We start from the raw sequence: 20905 nt of genomic DNA on the forward strand, positions 1-20905 counted from the left end.
TCCATCTTGTGGGGTGGGCATCCTGCTCGCCCTGAATATGGGACGGGTGCGGACACCCATCCCACAAGAAAATTTGGGATGTTTTTTATTTGGAGGTACTTTGTATGAAATTTAAGTCTATTTCCGTAGGTATTGGTTTAAGCATTCTCAGTTTTTCAGTCAGTTCATTCCCACGGACTGTATTCAATTCACCACGAGTCCTTGCCCAAGAAGTTAGTTCTTCATGTCCTTTGCCATCTGACATTGCCGTTACCTTCCTAAATTCTAAATGTGAGGAAGTTAAACTAGAGGAGCCTAAGACTTTTTATCGTTACTATAGTAGCAGTGAGAATAGATATGGTAGGTATTTAACAACTGATAAATACGAAACAAATGTAGAAGTAATTAGGAATTTAGCTCTAAATCAATCATGGGGCAATAAAGCCACTATGATCCAACCAGTTACTTTGCCGGCAGGAATGACAGTTTATCAAGGCATTGTTGCCCCTCAAACCCCCACTCAATGCTATCCTGGCGGTGGTCAACAGACTTTTATTAAAGATACAAGAGATCCAAATATTAAGTGGTCTGAGGGACAAAATATCGTCCAAAAAGATTTTAGTTGTCCGTAATAATCATGGAAAATAAGACAGAAGAATTCATCAAATTGCTTGATAAAGCTCTTGAGATTGCCGAACAGATTCGTAGAGAGAAACAACCAGAATTTAAACACTCAGAGCGTTTAAACAATCTGATCATTGCCCTCGAATCTATTAAAAGTAAGACGCTGATTGGTAAACTTGAACCATCAGGAGGAATCTCAACCCTTGGGCTGGCTCGTGAAGTGGCTGATTGGATTGAGCCGTTAGATTCGCCATTATTAAAAACTGTAGGCTCAATAGAGGAATATTACCAAAAACACCTCTAAATACTACAGATTTCTTAGGTAATGTTAGAAAAATTTGAGTTGCATCTGCTGCTAGTCTAGTTGTGGCAGATGTAAAACGTAAATCCTGTATCTAGTAGCGCCTGCACTGGGATAATATCACCATCAGCAGCTATCAAACCAATTTCAAAAATTAACTCGTCTTTACTGTTAAACTCTCCGAAAATCATATTTTGCCAGAAGCTCCCCTCTCATTGAGACGCATGATGAGGCGCATTTTATCAGAATATTTTTCACGAGCCTTTTGTCTAGCAATATCCTCATTGGGATCTATAAAATAGCATCCACTCTCAGGCTCAATGACTATAAACCAGTCGTAGTGTTCTTTGATCAACTCTGGTTTAACTCTGTCAAATACTACTCGACAACGCTGATAAAATACCTCATCTTCAGCTTTGCGTCGGGCTTTTTCTTCGGGTGATAATTGACGTTCTGGAAATACTCTTCCTCGACGCGGTGTATGATTAGAAGATAGTTGTGTCATTTTATTTACTATTGGTTAAATAATAGACTCTACTTTTTATATATTGATTATATCTGAAGCGATCGCTAGAAATAAGTTATCAATATTCCAAATATCAAGCTGTTTTATAAAACAAAAGCGATCGCTCCCTTAAACTTAAAGAGCGATCGCTAATTTTCTAACTCAATACGGTTCGGTTAACGTTCTAATATGTCTGAAGATACCCCCAACCCCCCTTAAAAAGGGGGGCTTTTAACCGTCTTTTACCCCCCTTTTTAAGGGGGTCGCCGCAGGCGGGGGGATCTTAACCGAACCGTATTGTTTTTAACTACCAAATACAGCTTAACCAGCAACAGGTTCTAACAATTTAATATCAGAGAAGATAAATTCTTGAATAGATTCTTGTCCTGCTGTCTCGGTGCGAATCTCCCGACGATTGAGGATAAAATAATCGCCAACTTTTTCATATTCATCGATAAATTCGCTTCTACCGCCCTTTTGTTCCCCAGTTTTGGGGTCATGGTAAACAGAGTCATAGCGGTGGGACAGGTAGCCTTCCCCGGTGTCGTGACTGCTGAAGGTGTCAATTGTCACGAAAGTACCGTGGATTAAACGGTGAACATGGCACACTTCATTATTGCGGACTTTGTATTTATCGCCCTCAGCCTTACCACCCATTAAAAGCTCAACCGCACCAGTTTCGTCAGTTTTACCATAGCTAAAGGTATTGGCGCTGTGAGTGTCTTCAAAGCTGCGGCGGACGCGGTGAATTGCTATTTCCCAGGCTTGGCCATGAATTGCTTGCTTGGCAGCCTCGTCATTTACATCCAAAACTTCGGCTTTGAGATTGCCGTTGACGATCGCTTTACCTGTAAATACTTTATCATCTTGCTTATAGGTAATATTTGCGGTATAGCCGGGGAAATTCTTGTCCCAAGTATAGCGGTTCTCATAAGCAGCCCGGAAAAGTTCCTGAGCAGAGAGTTGTGTAACTGTCATGTGCTTCTCCTAGTCGCTACTGTAAATTAGCGTTTTAGTTTCCTTGGTATTAGCATAGAAGTAATTGTTGAGGCTTGGATAGTCCCCAACTGGGTACACTTATGCTTATGGTTAATTCTCTCCACGCCGTATTTCATGCGATCGCTAATGTCCAAAATGAGCAAGAATTAAGGCTAGCTCTCACGGATAAAATTAGTGAGCATTTTGGTGTGCAAAATTGGGGTATTTATCTCATAGATGAGCAGCCAACGACCCAAATCGATGTTCAGGATATTCCGGCAGTATGCTTAGAAAGCAATCCAGTCGGGCGCTACGTGGTTGAACGTCACGCTCCCGCCCATGAGCAGTTATTATTATCACCAGGAGACTGGAAGCATTTTTGCTCGCGTTCCGATCACGAACACGTAATGACTGGGCCAATTGTTTGCGATGGCCGTCTTGTAGGAACGCTTAACTTGGCTCGTGATAAGGGAAATCCTGCTTTTAATGGCAACGATTTAGCCGATCTGAGTGCATTATGCATCCATTTATCATCAAAAATGGCCACTCTACGGACGACAAAACCACAAATATCCAATTCCCTTTTAGTAAGTCCTCTAACAGCGCGTGAGTTAGAAATTGCTGAGTTAGTGGCACAGGGGTTAACAAACGCGGAAATTGGGGAAAAACTTTGGATTACGCAAAATTCTGTCAAACAAGCTTTGAAGAGGATGTTTCGTAAGTTGAAGGTTTCGGCGCGTGCAGAAATGGTGGCAAAGCTGCAAGATATAAAAGTTTCTTAAAGGAGGTAGGAGGCAGTTTCCTCTCCTCCTTGCCCTTTACCTTATATATTGAAAAATATAATTTTGCAATATTATGTCTAGTGTCTCAACTATCTAGTTAACAAAATGTAGGGGTTTAAATCCCCGTTACAACACGTAATTGCGAATTGCGAATTGCGAATTGCGAATTATTTTAATAGACTATTCTCTACTCTCTGCCCTAGCTATAGTTTATAGTTTAAAATTGGCTGTAAGTATCAATTTTTTAACTATTTTCTTAACTGTCTTATCTGTCATTGCATTTTGTTAGCGATGACGGCAAAATACAACCTGACGGTAAAAAACATTTGTCAAAAATGCAATTATCTCAATAGACTCGGTTCTTTTTTAGGAGGAAAATTAATGAGTTCGCCAGAGCAAAAGCATACCTATATCTTAACACAAGATAAACACATTCAACTGTCTGGTAATCCCATTCAAACTGAAAATTTTTCTATTCAAAACACCCTACGAGATGGAGGGAAAATCCGCTTCAAAATTCGTTATTCTGCCGAACTACAGGGTTTTTGCCTGCTGGAAGTTTTTCTGATCAGAGCGCAGAACAGAACACAAACTGCTAGTATGACTATTCCCAACGGCGGCTCGACAGCTACTCCTCAAGAATAAGAGCAAGAATTTAGTATTTGGGAGCCAGGAGATTATTACTTTTTTTTCAAAATGTCTTCCAATAATGGAACATTTTTTATTGAGGATTATCAACTTTATTGGTCAGCTAGTTAATTAGTTTTCTTTTCCAGCCGCCATAATTTAAAAATGTAGATAGTTGTTGGTGTTGCTAATTCAAAATCCAAAAAGCTCACGCTCCAGATAAATCTGAGCCAAGAAAGCCTCTGCCCAGAATTGCGGTAAGCATCGAAGCGTGAGAGAAAATGTACCTGATAGTTTTTTCAAGCACGTTTTTGCAATGATTTATATTCAAATTCAGCAACACCTAGTTGTTTTTTAAAGTAAGCGCGGTAGAGTTGGCAACGCGGTAGGATGCGATCGCCTTCATAAGTGATTAACCCCAAGCTTTCGAGCTTATGAGCGTCAATGGGATTCAAAGAAATGCTTTGCTTTGAGCTAACAACTTCAATATATGCTTTTACCAAACTGGAATTTTCTTGCAGGATTGCCCAGTGTCGCCATAAATGATAACGGTAGATACCGCCGTTAGCGATCGCCTCATGTATTACTTCCTCTAAGGTGATTCCTTGACAGCATATATAATAGAGAGCAATCCGAATTAGTGCTGGATGTCCCCCCACCAAAGACATCAGTTGCGTAACCTCGCGATCGGCAGTCCAGTTTAGCCCATGCCGTTGGGCTAAATACTCTACTTGATGCTTAGTAAATTCTGGCAGACGGATCGGTAGTCCAATATTAAATGGGGAACGGTTGATATCTAGAGAGACGTAAACTTCTGTGGAATAAACCACCAGTAGCCTAAGCTTCTGCAAGTTAGGATCTTGTCGTGCTTCTTCATACCAAGAGCGTAACAAACCAAAGAATTCCTGAGCAATTTGAGGATATTCAAAAAAGTGGTCAACCTCATTTAAGACTAAAACCACTGGACTTTTACTCTGCTTGAGTAAATAGGATTGTAAGTATAAACTGCAACTCAACTTACAGCCTATTTCCTCATCCCAGTTGTCATCTAGCTTGGGGTCTATGCCTAATTCTGTTGCAATTTGCCAGCAAAAAGAACGCAAAAACTTGTTTAAGTCTGTCAGACAGTTTGCATCCATTTGCTTGCAATTCAGGTTCACGGGGCGATAACCTTGCATCTGGGCAAAAGCCAATAGCCGCAGCACAAGAGAAGTTTTTCCCATCTCTCTTGGCGCTCGAATTCGGATCACACAGCCTGGTTGAATTATTTCTCGATAAACTAGTTCTTCAATGGGAGGACGTTCGACATAGAAGGGGGAATCTAGAGCTACGGGGCCATCTGGGTATGACCAAAGATTTTCGAGTTGGTTATAGTGTTGAGTAACAAATGATTCTAAGGATAAAGACGGAGATAATTTCTTTTCTTCTGTATCTAAACTCAACGAGCGAGTTGGATAGACTTCAGTATTATTCGGTTCACTCAAAATTGTGTAGTCTTCCCTGTGTAATTCTAGGTTAAAGGCGGTAAAGCACAATTTCAAGGTTTTTTGATCCACGCCTGTATTCAACGACCATAATCGGTTCAGAGTTTTGGTTGAAACATTCATGCGATCGCCTAAATCTTCTAGAGTGAAGTGATTGCCATTGTTTTGAACCTTTTCCATAGCCAGAATCGCCGCTTGTAAACGCTTTAACCCAGCGATCGTTAAAACAATTCCCCGCTTTCGCGTACTCTTAGATTGCTTCATATTGCTAATTATCTTTCTATTTTTTTCTTTACTGCCTCAGCTATCTCCTCATTGTTTCATGTTTTAAAACAGTTATTCAACAGTTACTTAACTGTTATTAAGTTATTCAATGGTTAGTAAAAAAATATACTTGATTGTCTTATGAAAGTTAGATAAGTGGGTATAAACAAACATAACTTTTTTCTTTTCCCTACGGTAAGCTGCTGATGCTTCTGCATCAAGTGTTTTTTACTACTTGCAAATAATAAATGACTTGCCTTAATAGTTCACTTTATTTGTGCAAACTGCCTAGATATTACTTAAAGTTATTTCTTATCTGGTATTGATCTGAATTTTGGAGCGCAGATCCATCTAATAAGGCGTAATGTGCCGGCGATATCTACGAGCGGCTACGCTACCTATCATTTCTCAAAATTAGCAATTCTTTGTTAGATGTAACACGCAGTAGGGGCGTACAGCTAACTGTACGCCCCTACTAAAGACCTATATTTTATGCACCTGAGAAACGCTACAATCTTTTATCAGCAAAGATAAAGGCGTTATCCAAGTATTAGAAGAGTCCGTTGATTATAGCGTTTCCTAATCATACGAGGTACATCATAGTCCCCTCCCCGCTTGCGGGGAGGGGGTTGGGGGTGGGGTTATTGTACCTCACTCAAGCAAGAACCCTATAAGGGCATTAAGAGGATTTAAAAGTGCCAACAGTGAACCACTTTTCAAACAACCTCTTAACGTCCAACTTGGTTAGAGATATTTTTGCCTGTCTGTGCTGCACTGTTCCCTACATCATCAGCAGTTTCCTTAGCCCCCTTTACATACCCAGAACCAAATTGTTTAAAGGCTTCTGCTGACTCTTCCCCAATCTTTTGAAGGCGTTTACCAGGAGAACCTTCTGTTTCACGAGCTTCTTTATTCCACTCCCCTATTGTTTTTGGTCTTTGAGAATCATCTTGCTGTACCTGTTCACGAACTCTCTCCTTTAAGGCTTTGTCATTCTGCCCATAAGTAACATTCGTCGTCAGCACTAGAAAACCAACTAAGACAACAGCTAAAAAACGTGTTACCTGAAGTCCTTTAAGCACAGAAGTGATGTCACCAATCTTTCTAGAAATCAAATTTATCATGCCAATTAGCTTGTTTTTTGAGTACAAATAAACATTAACTATAAAAGGGTAATTATCCTTCTAACAAAAGGCATATCTCAGTTATAAAAAAGAAAGACTTTTTAAACCTTGGGGAGGAGGTGATTTGTTAGATAAATAGATATTTATATTCATTTATGTGCAAGAGCAACCAGCAATACTGCCTTTACCTAAAGAGTTTACATAATAAGCCAGAGAGAGCCACTGCTGAATCAATTAAACTGTTATTAGAAATAGGTTGAAGAAGAATTCAGCTATTCCAAATTCGGAAGTAGAGCCGGAGACGCTTGAATAAAACCATTAAATATCAGCCCTGAACTAGAAGACATTGCCAAACTAATGTATTTGCTCTGCGATATTTAGTCACCCATGATATTTTTCATGTATTGCTTGATTTTGACCTTTTTTGAATTAAAAATTCAGAGAAAGAAGAACTTTTAATTAATTTTGAGTCCAGAGCAAACACTGATTGCAATTTTTAATTAATAATTTTTAATTTTTAATTGGAGCGAAGGAATAAGGATTTGCCCTCATCCCCCAATCCCTTTTCCCAAATATGGGATTCGGGGAGCTAGAATTTCAAAGTCCCTCTCCCAGATATGGGAGAGGGATTTAGGGTGAGGGCGAAAACTACGGTTCTCAACTTAAATGAGGTTTAACTGTTTAATAACAGCTTTTTTAGAAGTTTTACTCTTTGTTTATAAATCCTGCTTAAGATGCCTTTGGTTGCCAAATGTAGCACTAAATACATTTTTAATACTACATTTGGTTTTTAATACAGATAGGATTTAAAAAAACATATATCTTTAGTTATAGAAATTATCTATCTAAAGAGATAGATACTTGATGGATGATTCCTAAATAGCTACTAAGAACAATCAATAGTCACAGGACTTTTAGGCTAGAGATATTGTTTGTCTGATTGAGTGGATTTATACCGTCATCCCTAGATATTTGAAGGGCTTGCAGAGGATAAATTAATCCACATTTTTTGCTAAACACGATAACTGCTTCAGCTGGAAAGCCAAAGGATGAAATACTGGATCGGGAAATTAGCAATCTTTATAGTATTACTGTATAACTTGTTCCTGTGTAGTGATTATGCAGGAGCAAATCAACTTTCAAATATTGATGTACAGCAAGTAAATGCACTCCCAGCAGTTGAAAACTTAGCAATTACTGACAACGAGCTTGCTAAGAGGAGAAAGGAAAATTTTTGCCGATTGAATGAGGTTGTCAAAGAGATAAATAAACTAGAGGGACTATTTACACTTTATTGCACTGATAATTCGGGAAATATTTACTTAGAAATTAAACCAGAACAGCTAAATAAAAACTACCTAGCTATAGTGACATTAGAATCGGGCATTGGGGAAAGTGGGATTTATAGTGGATTACCTCTTTCTGATTTTATCTTTTACTTCCAACGAGTAAACAATAGATTGCACTTTGTTGTGCGGAATGTGAAATTTCGTGCAGAAAGTAGACTAGAACAGCGAGCGCTTGCTCGTTCATTTAGCGACTCAGTTCTTTATTCACTCGAAATAGCCAATATTGATCCACAGAATGAAAATATTTTGATCAACCTGAATGAACTGTTAATGCAGGATTTACCTGGATTAACTACCATTTTGAAATATTCTTTGCAGGCTGATTACCGCTTGGATGCACGCAAATCATATTTTGGTGATGTTAAGAGCTTTCCAGAAAATATAGAAATTGATTCTATTTACGGTTTTTCATCATTAGAAGGATCAAATTTAATTACCATACCTGATAGTAGGGCACTCACTCTCAAGGTACACTACAGTTTTTCTCAACTTAGAGAAAACAATGATTATATTCCCCGACTTGCTGATGACAGGGTGGGATATTTTATTACTGCTTTTCAAGATTTCTCTAATAATAATCCTCACGAATCATTTGTACGTTACATCAATCGTTGGCATCTAGAGCCATCCGATCCTAATGCCCCCTTATCTCCACCCAAAAAGCCAATTGTGTATTGGATTGAAAATGCTGTGCCACTAGAATACCGCGATGCAATTCGTGAAGGCGTTTTGATGTGGAACAAAGCATTTGAAAAAGCCGGATTTCAAAATGCTATTGAAGTGCAGCAAATGCCAGATGATGCTGATTGGCAACCCGCAGATGTACATTACAATACTATTCGCTGGTTCAACTCTTTGGATGCAGGTTTTGCTAGAGGCCCAATGCGCGTCAACCCATTCACTGGGGAAATATTGGATGCAGACATTATGGTAGATGCCAATATGGTGCTATCAATTCAGCAAGAATATCACGCATTGATGGAAGTAAATCCATTTTTAGTGGGCAAAAACCCATGTCAAGTCCTTTGGGGAAGCCAAAAGCCAGAAGCGAATAATTCTCTTTTACCAGACTCTGAGTTTTGCTATGGTATGGAGTCTTCAAACGAAGCCGCGATGGGGACACTGGCGTTGTCAATTTTGCCAAATACTACACCCAGTAGTGAAACGATGAAGGAGTATGTGCATCAATATTTGCGCTCTCTCATCGCTCACGAAGTCGGGCATACTCTCGGTTTGCGCCACAACTTTCATGGCAGCACGATGTTAGCGCCGGAAGAATTAAATAATACTGAAATCACTCATACCAAAGGCTTGGTAGGTTCGGTGATGGACTATCTACCTGTGAATATAGCACCACAGGGAGTACAGCAAGGTGACTATTTTCCAGGAGTTGTTGGGCCTTATGACGAATGGGCAATTGAATATGGTTATAAAACAAGCCCATCAGCAACGCTTGAGGGGATAATTCCAGAATCAGAAAAAAGTTTTTTAGAGCAGATTGCACTAGCGTCGCCTCAACCAGAATTATCTTATGCAACTGATGAGGATATCTGGGATATTAATCCTTTGGCGAATGTCTGGGATATGAGTAGTGATGTGTTACTTTATTCGCAGTGGCAAATGGATAATGCCCGCGTTATGTGGCAGCGCCTTGATAAGGGTTATCTATCGCAAGAAGAAAGCTATAGTAATCTGCGCGTCTCATTCAATACAGTGCTTAAATATTATTTTCGGAACGCCACCTTGCTTTCTAAATACATTGGTGGACAATCGTTTCTGCGTCTCCACGATAATGATAATGCTTCTTGGACATTTGTACCTGTTTCACTTTTAAAACAACGTCAGGCATTGACAAAGTTGCAGGAGTATGTATTTGCTGAGAATGCTTTTAGTTTTTCACCACAATTGCTCAATAAACTAGCGCCGTCACGCTGGGAACACTGGGGTAGTTCTGTACCTAACAACCGCCTTGATTATCCAATTCACGAAAATATTTTTAAGTTCCAAAGTGCGGTGTTGCGATCGCTATTACACAGCGATCGCCTGAATCGTTTACAAGATATAGAATTAAAAACTCTGCCTGGGCAAGCACTTTCGATCCCGGAACTGTTAGATACCCTGCAAACAGGCATCTGGACAGAAGTTTTAACCCCAGCAGAACCAAAGCCAATTTCTAGCATCCGCCGTTCATTGCAACGGGAATATCTGAATATTTTGCTAGAGATGATGTTGGGTACTACTAATACATCAGAAGATGGTCGGACATTGGCTTGGTATGAATTGCGCCAACTGCAAAAAGCCATTGATGTCAGACTCAAACAACTTGGTGAGCAGCGCGTTGGCGGGGTTCCCTCGCTTGAAGCGACTGGCGTTAGCGCAGAGTTAGCGACGTTCGCCTTGGCATCTTTGCAGGAGAAAGAGCGTCACCCGGAGAGTGAAAGCCTTGATATTTACACCCTAGCCCACTTAGAAGCTTCTGGCGATCGCATCACCAAAGCATTAAATGCACAATTACTTTCTAAGTAGTCATTAGTCATTTGTCACTTGTACTGCCCTTCGACTACGCTCAGGAACCGCGAAGCCGAAGTATTTGTCATTTGTCATTAGTTATTCTCCCTCTGCCTCCCCTGCTCCCCCTGCTCCCTCATCCCCCACTCCCCACTCACCCAAGATATCGTTGCAATAGACCAATGACAACTTCTGGTATTTCTAAATGAGGTAATATTCCTGCATCTGCGATCGCATAAAAATCTTGAATTGCCCTTGGATTTAAATTTGCCAAGCGTTGTCCTAGTTTGATATTGGTAAATTGTGCCTTCTCTCCCCAAAACATCACAGTGGGAATTGTCAGTTGCCGAATATATAAACTCAAGTCAAAGTAAAGATCGCCCCGTAGAAATGCCAAGGCGGAAAATTTGGCATTAGGTTGTTGTGCCGAGGTTAAATAAGCATCCACTATTTCTTGGGATACTCGTTGTGACTTGGCAAACAGAAAACTTTGTAAAAAATTTCGGACTGCAATTTCATTTTCAGCACCAACCATGTAAATAAAATTGTCCAACAGAGGCGTATTGATTACCGAAAGCGGAAGTCTGCGTCCAACACCTTGCCCAAAATCATCAAATCCAGAAGGGGACACCAAAAATAGGGCTTTGAATAAAGTGGGTTGAACAATAGCTAGGCGGATAGCAAAAGCGGCTGTTAGAGACGAGGCTACTACCGTCACCGGCTGGCGACAAGTTTCAATGATAAACTCTGCGATCGTGCTGAGATAATCCCTAATTTTATAATCCCGCACTGGATGAGCCGATTCTCCCCAACCGATGAGATCGGGAGCGAAAATATGGTAATTAGAGGCAAAAGCTGGGTAAACTTTAGACCATTCATACGCAGACGAACCACCACCAAAGTTATGGAGAAACAGTAGTGGAGGTAAATCTTCAGTATCAGCGAACCAAGGTGCATTTGTTTGGGTATAGTAAACCATTGCCCCCAAGGATGTATGGATAAGTTTATGTCCAAAGCCAGGAGGTTGAAATTGAAGCATAAAATTAAAAAGTATAGTTTAATGGCACTTTACCCGAAGGCAAAATTACGAGGATAATTCATCTTTACTTTTTGTCGGCATCTCCTGTGATTTGAACAACTTGATTGAGGTTATCACCACTGATGTGATATGCTCCCCCAAAACCAACTACAAAACGGCCTTCACTAGGAGTTAGCTGAAAAATCCGAAAATCAGACAAGCCGCGCAAAACCTCGATAATTTGACCAAACCGCCCTTGAAATTGCTCAACAATTTGATTCCACTTGTCGGTTTCACGCTCGATCAAAGTTGCCATACAATCAAAACTTAAACGACGACGGGCAAAAATTAGATTACTCTTGGCTTCATCCTCGATAAACAAGACACTAACATGAGGATTAGCATAGAGATTTTTGGTATGAGTTGAAAGACCACTGACATAAATGTAGATATTTTTGGAATCATCCATTACAAAGGGAGCATAACTAGCATTGGGTATTGCTTGGGCGCTGACGGTGCTAATGATTACACTCTCAAATTCTTCGGGAAATTTTTCATACTCAGCTTGAATGTCTTCAAGTTGACTCATAAGTAAATTACCGTTTGATTAGGAACACCTAAGTATCCTAACGTGATTGAGCTATGTCTACGATAGGCTATGACGCTTGATGACTTGTATCGGCATCGTATGGAATATCGCTTAAGTGTAGTCTCCTTCATTGAAGGGAATAGCTTACAGATTTCCTGTCCCCTAATAAAGCAAAGTTCTGAGTATCGGAAGATTTAGAGAAACAGACATTGGGCTAGACTTAAGAAAGTTATGAGGACGCAAATATGACTGACAAAAATCGTTCTCAATGGGATTTAGGCAGGTTTATCGAAACCCTGACTTATTTTGAGGTAATTCCTTTCCTTAATTGGGTACAGCAGTTAATCCAAGGCCGTCCAAAGGATAATCAAGATAGACCCAATGGAGGGAGAAACGTGGGTGTAATATTAGTAGCAGGTGCAACAGGTGGTGTAGGTAAACGAGTGGTGCGGCGATCGCTAGAACGAGGTTATAAAGTTCGCGCCCTAGTTCGAGATATTGACAAAGCACGGTCAATTCTTGGTAATGATATAGACTTAGTAGTTGCGGATATTACTCAACCAGAAACTTTAACTTCTTTAGTTATGGCTGATATCCAAGCTGTGATTTGCTGCACAGCAGTGCGCGTACAACCAGTTGAGGGAGACACAGCAGATAGAGCAAAATATTATCAAGGTGTTAAGTTTTACCAGCCAGAAATTGTTGGCGACACTCCAGAAAATGTAGAATATCAAGGTGTTAAAAACTTAGTCGAAGCGGCTGCAAAATATCTACCCCAAGCAAACGAAAAACCGATATTTGATTTCACCAAGCCATCAGCAGAATTAAAGGATTACTGGGGGGCGCTGGATGATGTCGTCATGGGTGGCGTGAGTGCCAGTAATATCCAATTAGTAGAAAATACAGCTTTGTTTGCTGGTAATGTCTCCACCGCTAACTCTGGCGGATTTGCTTCTATCAGAACTAAGAATTTTGATCCACCCTTCAACTTATCTGATTGCGAAGGTGTAAAATTGCGCGTCAAAGGTGACGGACAACGTTATAAAATATTTCTGCGAACAGATACAAAATGGGATGGTATTGGCTATAGCTATTCTTTCGACACCGTAGCTAATACTTGGATAGATGTTCACATTCCCTTTGCAGATTTGATTCCTGTATTTCGGGCAAAAGTTGTTAAAGATGCGCCGCCAATTGAACAGAATAGAGTTTGTTCATTCCAATTAATGTTGAGCAAATTTGAATATGATGGGGCTTTGAATCCCAAATTTTCCCCCGGTGGTTTTGCTTTGCAGTTGGAATCAATAAAAGCTTACGGCGGGACAACTTTACCACAATTTATCCTCGTCAGTTCAGCAGGCGTAACTCGTCCCGGTCGCCCTGGCATTAATTTAGATGAAGAACCGCCAGCAGTGAAATTAAATGACCAATTGGGAGGAATTTTAACTTGGAAGTTGAAGGGAGAAGATAGTTTAAGAGAAAGCGGAATTCCTTATACAATTGTTAGACCTTGTGCTTTAACTGAAGAACCAGGGGGTAAGGAATTAATATTCGAGCAAGGCGATAATATTAAAGGCAAAATCAGCCGTGAGGATGTGGCAGAACTTTGCGTGCAATCCCTAAAACTAGCGCCGGCTTGTAATGTCACCTTTGAGGTAAAACAGACAGACAATACTGTTAACTCTATCGATTGGGAGAGGCTATTTTCTAACTTAGTAAAGGATAAATAAGTGAATTGACTACAGACTTATACTCTGTAGTTGTATCAACACATTCTATGAAAAAAATCCAAGTGCTAATACTTGCTGGGATTTTAGTCACAATCATTTGGGGCGGGTTATTTCCCAAAACTGCCTCATCGCAGCAAGTGGAGTCTCGCATCAGCAACCTGGAAGCGGATTTTAATCGTGTCGAGTCACGATTAAACCAGATAGAGTCTCAACTATATCCAAGTCACCAATCTCCATCCCCAAGAACGACACTTACCCCACGACAGTCAACTGGTTCCAGAGGTAATTTGTCACAGCAAGATCGGATGTTTGATCGGTTGGCGACTTTGGTGGTTGAATTGAAGCAACAAGTCAACAAATTAGAGGAGCGAGTTTCTAAATTAGAAACTCGCTGAATATTTCAATTAGTATGAATTAAATCAGACCAGGGAGCAGAACTGACCCAACAAGAGACAGAGTTAGAATCTGGCGACTTAGCCAATCAGCGTTTTCGCGCAGGATATGCAGAATACTACCGTGAACCACTGTTTCTATTTGTATCCGCTCCTGTAGAGGGAAAGAGTAACGGCTTTTGGGGGTGCTGGATAATTCCTGTACCCCTTCGACTACATAGCGGTTGGGGACATGACTTAGAATGTGGGCAATTAACTTTTGCCGCAATTCATGAATCGAAAAAGCTAATTGATAAGGATGTTCAGGGTACTCATCCAAGACATTCTCAATTTCTTGAATGACTATTGGCAATGTTAAATTAATCAACGTATGCGACATTATATTGTTTGATGCCTAGATTTATTTGGTTACTGTACAGCCTGTTATCAAAAAGCTTTCCAGATATTTTTAATTGGTCTTCTTGTAAGAAGTGTAACAACCAGACGTTTGAAATCGAGTATATACAAAAGTTTGATTAACGGTTGAATTGTATAAGTTGATTAGCTACAACACAAGTAGTCAAGCTAATTTTTGCAACATCACTCTCTTTGAGGAATTAACAAACAAAGAGATTGCCATTCTCTGCTCTTAAATTTTTTTTTGTTGTCGTGATGATTTTTAGAGAACGTTAAATAGTGTAGGCTGGCTTCAATTTCCGCAGGAAGTTAAGTATGGCTGAAATCACAGCATCCGGCGACTCAATTAAGAAGCCATGACCACCACCTTCGAGAACTACAAGTTCAGCGTTGGGAATGCCTTGAGCAAGTTGCTGGGAAAACTTTAGAGGGGTAAGAATGTCTTGTTTACCAACTAGAACTAGGGTAGGACAATGAATTTTTTGAAGGCGATCTGTTGTATCAAAGTCAAGCATGGCTTGGCTGTGATGATGGAGTGAATGAGTCGCTGGCGGGAAAGGATATCTGATTGCAAATTCGATCAGACCTTCGATCGTGCCAGGAATCGAGTAGAAGGTATCTGTAAATATCCAGGGTAATACGACTTTTTCATAAAGTTTCAGGTCTACATTAGCGCAGAGTTCGCCCCAAGTCTCAATGATGCTGTTGAATAATCCATCACCTTTTGCCAATGACGAAAGTAGCATCAGACTTTGCACCTTTTCAGGATGTGCTAATACTAACTCTTGGGCTATCTGACCACCCATTGAATGACCTACTATATGCACCTTATCGATCGCAATCCGATCGAGCAATGCTGCAACGTCATTAGCCATCTGCTTCAGACTATAGGGAGTTTCGGGAGCAGAACTTCGCCCCATACCTCGGTTGTCTAAGCGAATAACTTGATACTGCGAAATCAACGATGGCATAATCAACGACCAATAAGCATGATCGCAAAGGAAGCCAGCTATTAATAGCAAAGGCTCACCCGTTCCCTTAATGTCGTAGAACAAATCAATCCCGTTAATCTGAATCTTTGGCATAAGTAGGTCGGCGCAATTAAAGCTAACTGGCTAAGGCTGTCATTTGTCATTTGTCATTGGTCATTAGTAAGGGTTTTAAGCTATAGGACTCCTATTTGATTTTTGAACAAATTAGATACCAATCGAAAAGGCTTATTCCCTACTCCCCACTCCCTATTCCCTACTCCCACCCTACGCAAGTCAGTTCAATAATCAAAGCGGATTACTATATTTACGTTTCGTAACTTACTTAGTCAATAATTCTGCTAAACCCGATCTGAAGCAGGGATCGACAATATACTCCTACGTCTTAAATCTCTCGTCCACCGGAATTTGATAGCCGTTGGCGAGGCGATTGGTCATGTTGGCAGTAGCTGCGATCGCCATGAGTTCCCCGAACATGGTATCATTCATGCCCTTAGCCCGCGCTCCTGCTGTGTGCGAAGCGATGCAATACTCACAGCCATTTGTCGCACTCACGGCGATATAAATTAGTTCTCGCATCAGTGGATCAATTTCACCAGGGCTAGTCATCACTTCTTTCACCGCTTGCCAAGTTCGTTGCAAGGTAGGGGGATGATTAGCTATGGCTTTCCAAAAGTTATTGATATAGTCATTTTGGCGGGTGGCGCGGATGTCGTCATATACTGCCCGGATTTCGTCGCTGGCTTCTTCGTATTCAATCAGCTTAGTCATGTTTCTATGTTTTTACTTCCGAACATTAGCGGTGATGAAATTCGACCTCTCTCTCCAGAATTTTGATATCATAGTTGCCGAAGAAATCGTGGCCCAGTAAGCCGATGCTGGCTTTGGGTGCGATCGCTACCTGAAGATTATTGGCTGTAACTCCACCTGCTGCAATAGATTTTACCTTACTGGTTGGAAATTCTACTTCGCTACCATCGGCAATTTGGGCTTGCATTGTACCTGTAGCCTGGAGTTTAAGTGTATTCGCCATACTTTGAGTGATAATGGTTCCAGTAGCACCAGTATCTACAATCATTTCAAAGGTTTTTTTGTCATTGAAGGTAACGTCAATCACAGGAGTTCCACCAAAGCGGCGTTTAATTGAAACTCGAAAAACTCTCTCGTCTGAAGGTGCGGCTATATTGCCACAAAGCCTTTCTAATCCAACGGTTTTCCCGGAGGACGTTACCATGTAACATGCTCCTGGATCGTCAGCTATTGCCTGATGAGAGAATGCTAAAAATATCAGTGTTGGGATTAGTGCGTAGGCGTAGCTCGTTGTAGACATCACAGTTGAAGTCATGGTTTTTATCCCATGCCTAAAAATATTATTCATATTATCTTCTACTCCATTTTTTCGATATTTATTAATATCTAAATTACTTACAATATTTACTTCTAATAGCTTGAATAACGTGTTTTTATAGGATATAAATTACACCTTATGTAGGCTATATTAGCTATAATTACTGATTGAAAAATTAAAGATTGGGTGAAGACATGATGAAACTACTGAAAGTTGATTTCTCAACTAAATATTAATTACCTTATATCGTTTCTTTGTGATGTATATATTTACCCCCCGATGCTTTGGGGGGACTACAGGCAATACGGTTCGGTTAGGGTTTTTTGATGAAAATTATAAATCACAAAGACGCGATAAATCGCCGTCTCTACAATAATCAATCCTTCGTCTTGACGGCGATTTATCGCGTCTCTTGGCTTAACCGAACCGTATCGGGACTACAGGGAGGTCTTATTATGTGCATCTTTATGCAGAATTGGTATTACTCAAAGGTTGCTGCTGTATGTACAGCAATTGCGATCGCATTTTTAACGGCAATATCCTTCTGTTCTAAGATGATATTTTCACTCACAGTACGCCCAGCAACTACACCGCAAACAGCAGCAGCAGCAAAATTATACACACCTGCCATTTTAAACAACGTGCCTGATTCCATCTCATAATTCAAAATATTCAAGCGCCGATATTCTTCTGTAATACCATGCAGCGATCGCATTAAATTTGGATTTGCTGAATCAGTGCGTTCTTGTCCTTCGTAAAAAGTATCAACTGATGCTGTAATTCCTATGTAATGTTCAACTTTTAATTCTCGCGCGGCTTTAACTAAAGCGACTGTCAGAAACGGATCGGCTGCGGCTGGATATTCCACAGGCGCAATGTCATAAGCTGCACCCTGACGACATAATGCTGCACTGCTAATAACAACGCTACCGACTGGTATATAAGGTTGAATTGACCCGCAAGTTCCAATGCGAATAATTTGCCGGATTCCTACTTGTATCAACTCGTTGACAACAATACTTAATGAAGGCGCACCCATACCACTAGTAGCTGATAAGATGCTGCGACCGTTAGGCAAATATCCCACATAGCTATTGAGTCCGCGATTTTCCGACAATAAGCGGACATCTTGGAAATAAGTTTGGGCAATTAGATGCGATCGCTCTGGATCGCCAGATAATAGGGCAATATTAGGAGGTGATGAACCTAAATCATTTTGTCCAAAGCCAATGTGATAAAAGTGTTTGTTTGCCATTCAATTTTGGATTTTAGATTTTAGACTTCGACTTCGCTCAGTCGAACGATTTTGGATTATCTTACTTACAGCAGTTTTCATGTATTTGAACTACATCTGTCGTAGGGGCAATTCATGAATTGTCCCTACTGGTCTGTCACATTAATTCTGATAGGTGAGGGTGAGCATATCCCCGACTTATTAAAGGATACTGCTGGCGAATTAAGGGTAAGACCCCTCAAGCTAACTAGTTTTAGAATCACAAGATATTTCTGGTGGCAATTTCTTTAAAGTGCGGTGTGACACTGCACTTTTTTAGTCACACAAATGTGCGACCAAATTACAACCAAACTGTATCTGGACATTTGTTGTGATTAAGTTGAGCTACTTAATCAAGACTAACAAACACGTAATCGAGCGAATAAGCTAGTACGTAAGAAGTCGGGGATCTAAACCACGTCTATCTTGAAACCTGTAGTTCAACTCTAATGAATAAGGATTTGCCCTCATCCCCCAACCTATCCCCCAGATATGGGATTCGGGGAGCTAGAATTTCAAAGTCCCTCTCCCAAATCTGGGATTCGGGGAGCTAGAATTTCAAAGTCCCCCTCCCAGATATGGGAGAGAGATTTAGAGTGAGGGCGAAAACTATGGTTCTCAACTTAGATGAGGTTTATATCCCAATACAGTTCAGTTAAGCCTCTCTTTCTTCTCTCTGCGTTCTCTGCGTCTTGGCGGTTCGTTAAAAAATTGACTTTGGAACCAGAGTTTTAGCCTTAACCCAAGCGTATTGGTTTATATCCAGTTAATTGAAAACAAATAATAGCTGAAAATTCTTCACATTACAAAAATATGATAATCTCTCAACTATTTAACGTCGCCAATCTTTTTGTGTTGCCCTTTTGGGCGTTGATGATTTTATTGCCAAATTGGAAAGTTACGCGGCAAATAATGTCATCATATTTGCCCTTTGTGCTGTTAGCTGGGGCATATTTGTATTTGTTTATCAACAGCATTACGCCAGAAAATGCCCAAGCTTTATCGAATCCTCAATTAGCTGATATTGCGCGATTTTTTGCAGATGAAACGGCTGCTGCAACGGGTTGGATTCATTTTTTAGTGATGGATTTATTCGTCGGCCGCTGGATTTATTGGCAAGGGCAAAAAACAGGTATTTGGACAATTCATTCCCTTGCACTGTGTTTGTTTGCTGGCCCTATAGGATTACTGTCTCACATCTTGACTTACTGGATTTTTAAGACATTTTTCCCGAAATTTCAGCAGAATGAAACGATGACAGTAGAAGAAAAAGCTGCGTCATAATTTGGCACATATTAGGGTAGCGCAACTGTGCTACCCTACTATTAATCATTAAGCCTTGTCATACCTATAGTCGGCATCTAACCAACAGCGTGGTAGAACTTCACCTGAAGGAAAAACGAGATTTTCTTTTTTAAAAGTATCAGGTGGTTGTTCTTCTTCACCTTCTTGTTCTCGTCCGTGAACAACATTACTATTTGGATCGAGCAATTCTTGAATTTCGAGAATTTTCACTAATTCGCCACTATCTTTGATTTGTAAAAGCATAGAAATTGCCTCAATGAGTTTGCATGAAAGTTCAAGGCGAGTCTAAACATAAACTCGCTCAAATCTAAAGCGATTTTGAACGCTGAATATTCCTTAATTGTTAAAGGAAATTTTTATTAGAAATCCATACAGAGATTACACGAGATTTATCTGTGTGTGTCTATGGAGTTAATTTTTATAAAATTGACACAGCAAAGATACACCTAATTCAGAAGCTAAACTAGAATTAGGAAATGCTGATTAATAAAATCATCCTATATAATCTTGGTTTTAGCGGTTAGAACTCACGCTGATATTTTTCCAAAATATCAACTAAAGTAACCTGGCATTGCAGTGGCAGTAAATCAATTAAAGGAAGTTCACTTCTACCACCGCCAATTTTTACAGTAATCGATCCCAAGACTTTTAAAACTTGGTCTTCATTTACACTGTTGGAAGTAATTAAAGGATAGAGTCGTTCGGCAACAAGGGTATGGAGTTTGGCATTGGATAGATAAAGATGCCATTTGGCAATGTCTATGTAGACATTTTCGCCAATTTCAGCTGCTAGGGCTTCTAGTAATTCCGTGGTGTTAGTCTTAGCCATAAAAATAACCCTAAATTAAGAAAGAGCGCAAAATCTCAGGCTTTTTTACATTATCACTCAATTAAAAGGCTGATTCTACTACCACAGGTTACAATCGCCCCAGCATTAGCAGTCCGTCTTCAGGTGGATTTGGGTGGAGTTTCGGTGTAGTTAGCGATCGCACTAATATAAATCAGATGCGCTAACACTATTCCTGTCCAACTTAAAGTCACCAAAGGCAGCCACTCCCAGGTAGTGCCTTTCAAAATGTGAAAAAACCACAAGCCAGAATTAATCGTAGCAGCGATCGCTACATGGGTGGCAAAATTCATCCGGTCATCAATCTTGCGATAATCAGGGTCTTTGCGATCGGGTTTGCGAGGCCAACGAGGAGGCATAAATATTTGTTACAGATTTAAATACACCCTATTTATTCTAAGGTTTTTGTGGCAGTGGTTGCTATTAGACCCTTGCAACTAGTCAAGGAGGAGGGAGATTAGGGAGCAGGGAGCAAGGGAGAAGAGTTTTCGCC

At 40.3% G+C, this 20905-nt stretch carries 23 protein-coding genes; 8 read left to right on the plus strand and 15 right to left on the minus strand.

The features are described 5' to 3' along the window. Nucleotides 1–104: 104 nt before the first annotated feature. Nucleotides 105–611 carry a hypothetical protein gene (locus HWQ36_RS12550; protein WP_292702738.1) on the plus strand — a complete coding sequence of 169 codons (507 nt, stop codon included), beginning with the start codon at nt 105–107 and terminating at the stop codon, nt 609–611. Between the two features lie 5 nt (nt 612–616). Next, nucleotides 617–907, plus strand: coding sequence for a hypothetical protein (locus HWQ36_RS12555; RefSeq protein WP_292702741.1), 291 nt, complete (start codon nt 617–619; stop codon nt 905–907). 56 nt (nt 908–963) lie between these two features. On the opposite strand, the gene HWQ36_RS12560 is transcribed toward HWQ36_RS12555, so the two are convergent. The 3 genes from HWQ36_RS12560 to HWQ36_RS12570 all read right to left on the minus strand — a co-directional run bounded on the left by HWQ36_RS12560 (nt 964) and on the right by HWQ36_RS12570 (nt 2387). Then, nucleotides 964–1095 carry a hypothetical protein gene (locus HWQ36_RS12560; protein ID WP_292702744.1) on the minus strand — a complete coding sequence of 44 codons (132 nt, stop codon included), beginning with the start codon at nt 1093–1095 and terminating at the stop codon, nt 964–966. Next, entirely contained in the window at nt 1092–1409 is a 318-nt protein-coding gene (locus HWQ36_RS12565) for a hypothetical protein (RefSeq protein WP_292702746.1), read from the minus strand. Before HWQ36_RS12565 ends, HWQ36_RS12560 begins: the two co-directional genes overlap by 4 nt. A 321-nt stretch (nt 1410–1730) precedes the next feature. Next, complete coding sequence (locus HWQ36_RS12570; protein ID WP_292702749.1) at nt 1731–2387, minus strand: DUF3386 domain-containing protein; 657 nt, start codon at nt 2385–2387, stop codon at nt 1731–1733. Nucleotides 2388–2494: 107 nt separating this feature from the next. Here HWQ36_RS12570 and HWQ36_RS12575 point away from each other — a divergent pair, with 107 nt between their 5' ends. Both HWQ36_RS12575 and HWQ36_RS12580 read left to right on the plus strand, forming a co-directional pair. Next, nucleotides 2495–3169, plus strand: coding sequence for a LuxR C-terminal-related transcriptional regulator (locus HWQ36_RS12575; protein WP_292703092.1), 675 nt, complete (start codon nt 2495–2497; stop codon nt 3167–3169). Between the two features lie 381 nt (nt 3170–3550). Further along, nucleotides 3551–3814, plus strand: a complete 264-nt coding sequence (locus HWQ36_RS12580) for a hypothetical protein (RefSeq protein ID WP_292702752.1) — start codon at nt 3551–3553, stop codon at nt 3812–3814. Between the two features lie 281 nt (nt 3815–4095). On the opposite strand, the gene HWQ36_RS12585 is transcribed toward HWQ36_RS12580, so the two are convergent. After that, complete coding sequence (locus HWQ36_RS12585) at nt 4096–5544, minus strand: AAA-like domain-containing protein (protein ID WP_292702755.1); 1449 nt, start codon at nt 5542–5544, stop codon at nt 4096–4098. A 728-nt stretch (nt 5545–6272) separates the two neighbouring features. Then, nucleotides 6273–6668 (minus strand): hypothetical protein, encoded by a 396-nt coding sequence (locus HWQ36_RS12590; protein WP_292702758.1) that lies wholly within the window; start codon nt 6666–6668, stop codon nt 6273–6275. A gap of 1049 nt (nt 6669–7717) precedes the next feature. On the opposite strand from HWQ36_RS12590, the gene HWQ36_RS12595 reads away from it, so the two are divergent. Further along, nucleotides 7718–10543 (plus strand): zinc-dependent metalloprotease, encoded by a 2826-nt coding sequence (locus tag HWQ36_RS12595; RefSeq protein ID WP_292702761.1) that lies wholly within the window; start codon nt 7718–7720, stop codon nt 10541–10543. Nucleotides 10544–10679: 136 nt separating this feature from the next. Here the strand turns inward: HWQ36_RS12595 and HWQ36_RS12600 are convergent, their stop codons facing one another. Beyond that, on the minus strand, nt 10680–11564 hold the full coding sequence (locus tag HWQ36_RS12600) for an alpha/beta hydrolase (protein WP_292702763.1): 885 nt from the start codon (nt 11562–11564) through the stop codon (nt 10680–10682). 64 nt (nt 11565–11628) lie between these two features. After that, a complete protein-coding gene (locus HWQ36_RS12605; RefSeq protein ID WP_292702766.1) occupies nt 11629–12132 on the minus strand; it encodes a pyridoxamine 5'-phosphate oxidase family protein in 504 nt (167 codons plus the stop codon). A gap of 245 nt (nt 12133–12377) precedes the next feature. On the opposite strand from HWQ36_RS12605, the gene HWQ36_RS12610 reads away from it, so the two are divergent. Both HWQ36_RS12610 and HWQ36_RS12615 read left to right on the plus strand, forming a co-directional pair. Beyond that, nucleotides 12378–13862: a CIA30 family protein gene (locus tag HWQ36_RS12610; RefSeq protein WP_292702768.1), complete on the plus strand. Its 1485-nt coding sequence runs from the start codon at nt 12378–12380 to the stop codon at nt 13860–13862. 47 nt (nt 13863–13909) lie between these two features. Next, nucleotides 13910–14257, plus strand: coding sequence for a hypothetical protein (locus tag HWQ36_RS12615; protein WP_292702770.1), 348 nt, complete (start codon nt 13910–13912; stop codon nt 14255–14257). A gap of 19 nt (nt 14258–14276) precedes the next feature. On the opposite strand, the gene HWQ36_RS12620 is transcribed toward HWQ36_RS12615, so the two are convergent. The 5 genes from HWQ36_RS12620 to HWQ36_RS12640 form a co-directional block, all read right to left on the minus strand. Continuing rightward, entirely contained in the window at nt 14277–14633 is a 357-nt protein-coding gene (locus tag HWQ36_RS12620; RefSeq protein ID WP_292702772.1) for a hypothetical protein, read from the minus strand. A gap of 289 nt (nt 14634–14922) precedes the next feature. Further along, nucleotides 14923–15735 carry an alpha/beta hydrolase gene (locus tag HWQ36_RS12625; protein ID WP_292702774.1) on the minus strand — a complete coding sequence of 271 codons (813 nt, stop codon included), beginning with the start codon at nt 15733–15735 and terminating at the stop codon, nt 14923–14925. Nucleotides 15736–16017: 282 nt separating this feature from the next. Further along, entirely contained in the window at nt 16018–16410 is a 393-nt protein-coding gene (locus tag HWQ36_RS12630; protein ID WP_292702777.1) for a carboxymuconolactone decarboxylase family protein, read from the minus strand. A gap of 25 nt (nt 16411–16435) precedes the next feature. Next, nucleotides 16436–16984, minus strand: a complete 549-nt coding sequence (locus tag HWQ36_RS12635; protein WP_292702779.1) for a retropepsin-like aspartic protease — start codon at nt 16982–16984, stop codon at nt 16436–16438. Between the two features lie 484 nt (nt 16985–17468). Beyond that, a complete protein-coding gene (locus HWQ36_RS12640) occupies nt 17469–18242 on the minus strand; it encodes a nucleoside phosphorylase (protein ID WP_292702782.1) in 774 nt (257 codons plus the stop codon). 831 nt (nt 18243–19073) lie between these two features. Between HWQ36_RS12640 and HWQ36_RS12645 the strand changes: the two genes are divergently transcribed. Next, a complete protein-coding gene (locus tag HWQ36_RS12645; RefSeq protein ID WP_292702785.1) occupies nt 19074–19544 on the plus strand; it encodes an ABA4-like family protein in 471 nt (156 codons plus the stop codon). Between the two features lie 48 nt (nt 19545–19592). Here the strand turns inward: HWQ36_RS12645 and HWQ36_RS12650 are convergent, their stop codons facing one another. The 3 genes from HWQ36_RS12650 to HWQ36_RS12660 form a co-directional block, all read right to left on the minus strand. Beyond that, nucleotides 19593–19808 (minus strand): acetyltransferase, encoded by a 216-nt coding sequence (locus HWQ36_RS12650; protein ID WP_292702787.1) that lies wholly within the window; start codon nt 19806–19808, stop codon nt 19593–19595. 277 nt (nt 19809–20085) lie between these two features. Then, nucleotides 20086–20394 (minus strand): DUF3181 family protein, encoded by a 309-nt coding sequence (locus HWQ36_RS12655; protein WP_292702790.1) that lies wholly within the window; start codon nt 20392–20394, stop codon nt 20086–20088. 119 nt (nt 20395–20513) lie between these two features. Beyond that, nucleotides 20514–20771 carry a hypothetical protein gene (locus tag HWQ36_RS12660; RefSeq protein WP_292702793.1) on the minus strand — a complete coding sequence of 86 codons (258 nt, stop codon included), beginning with the start codon at nt 20769–20771 and terminating at the stop codon, nt 20514–20516. Nucleotides 20772–20905 lie beyond the last annotated feature (134 nt).

The organism is Nostoc sp. NMS2 (assembly GCF_017115105.1).
Classification (GTDB): Bacteria; Cyanobacteriota; Cyanobacteriia; order Cyanobacteriales; family Nostocaceae; genus Nostoc.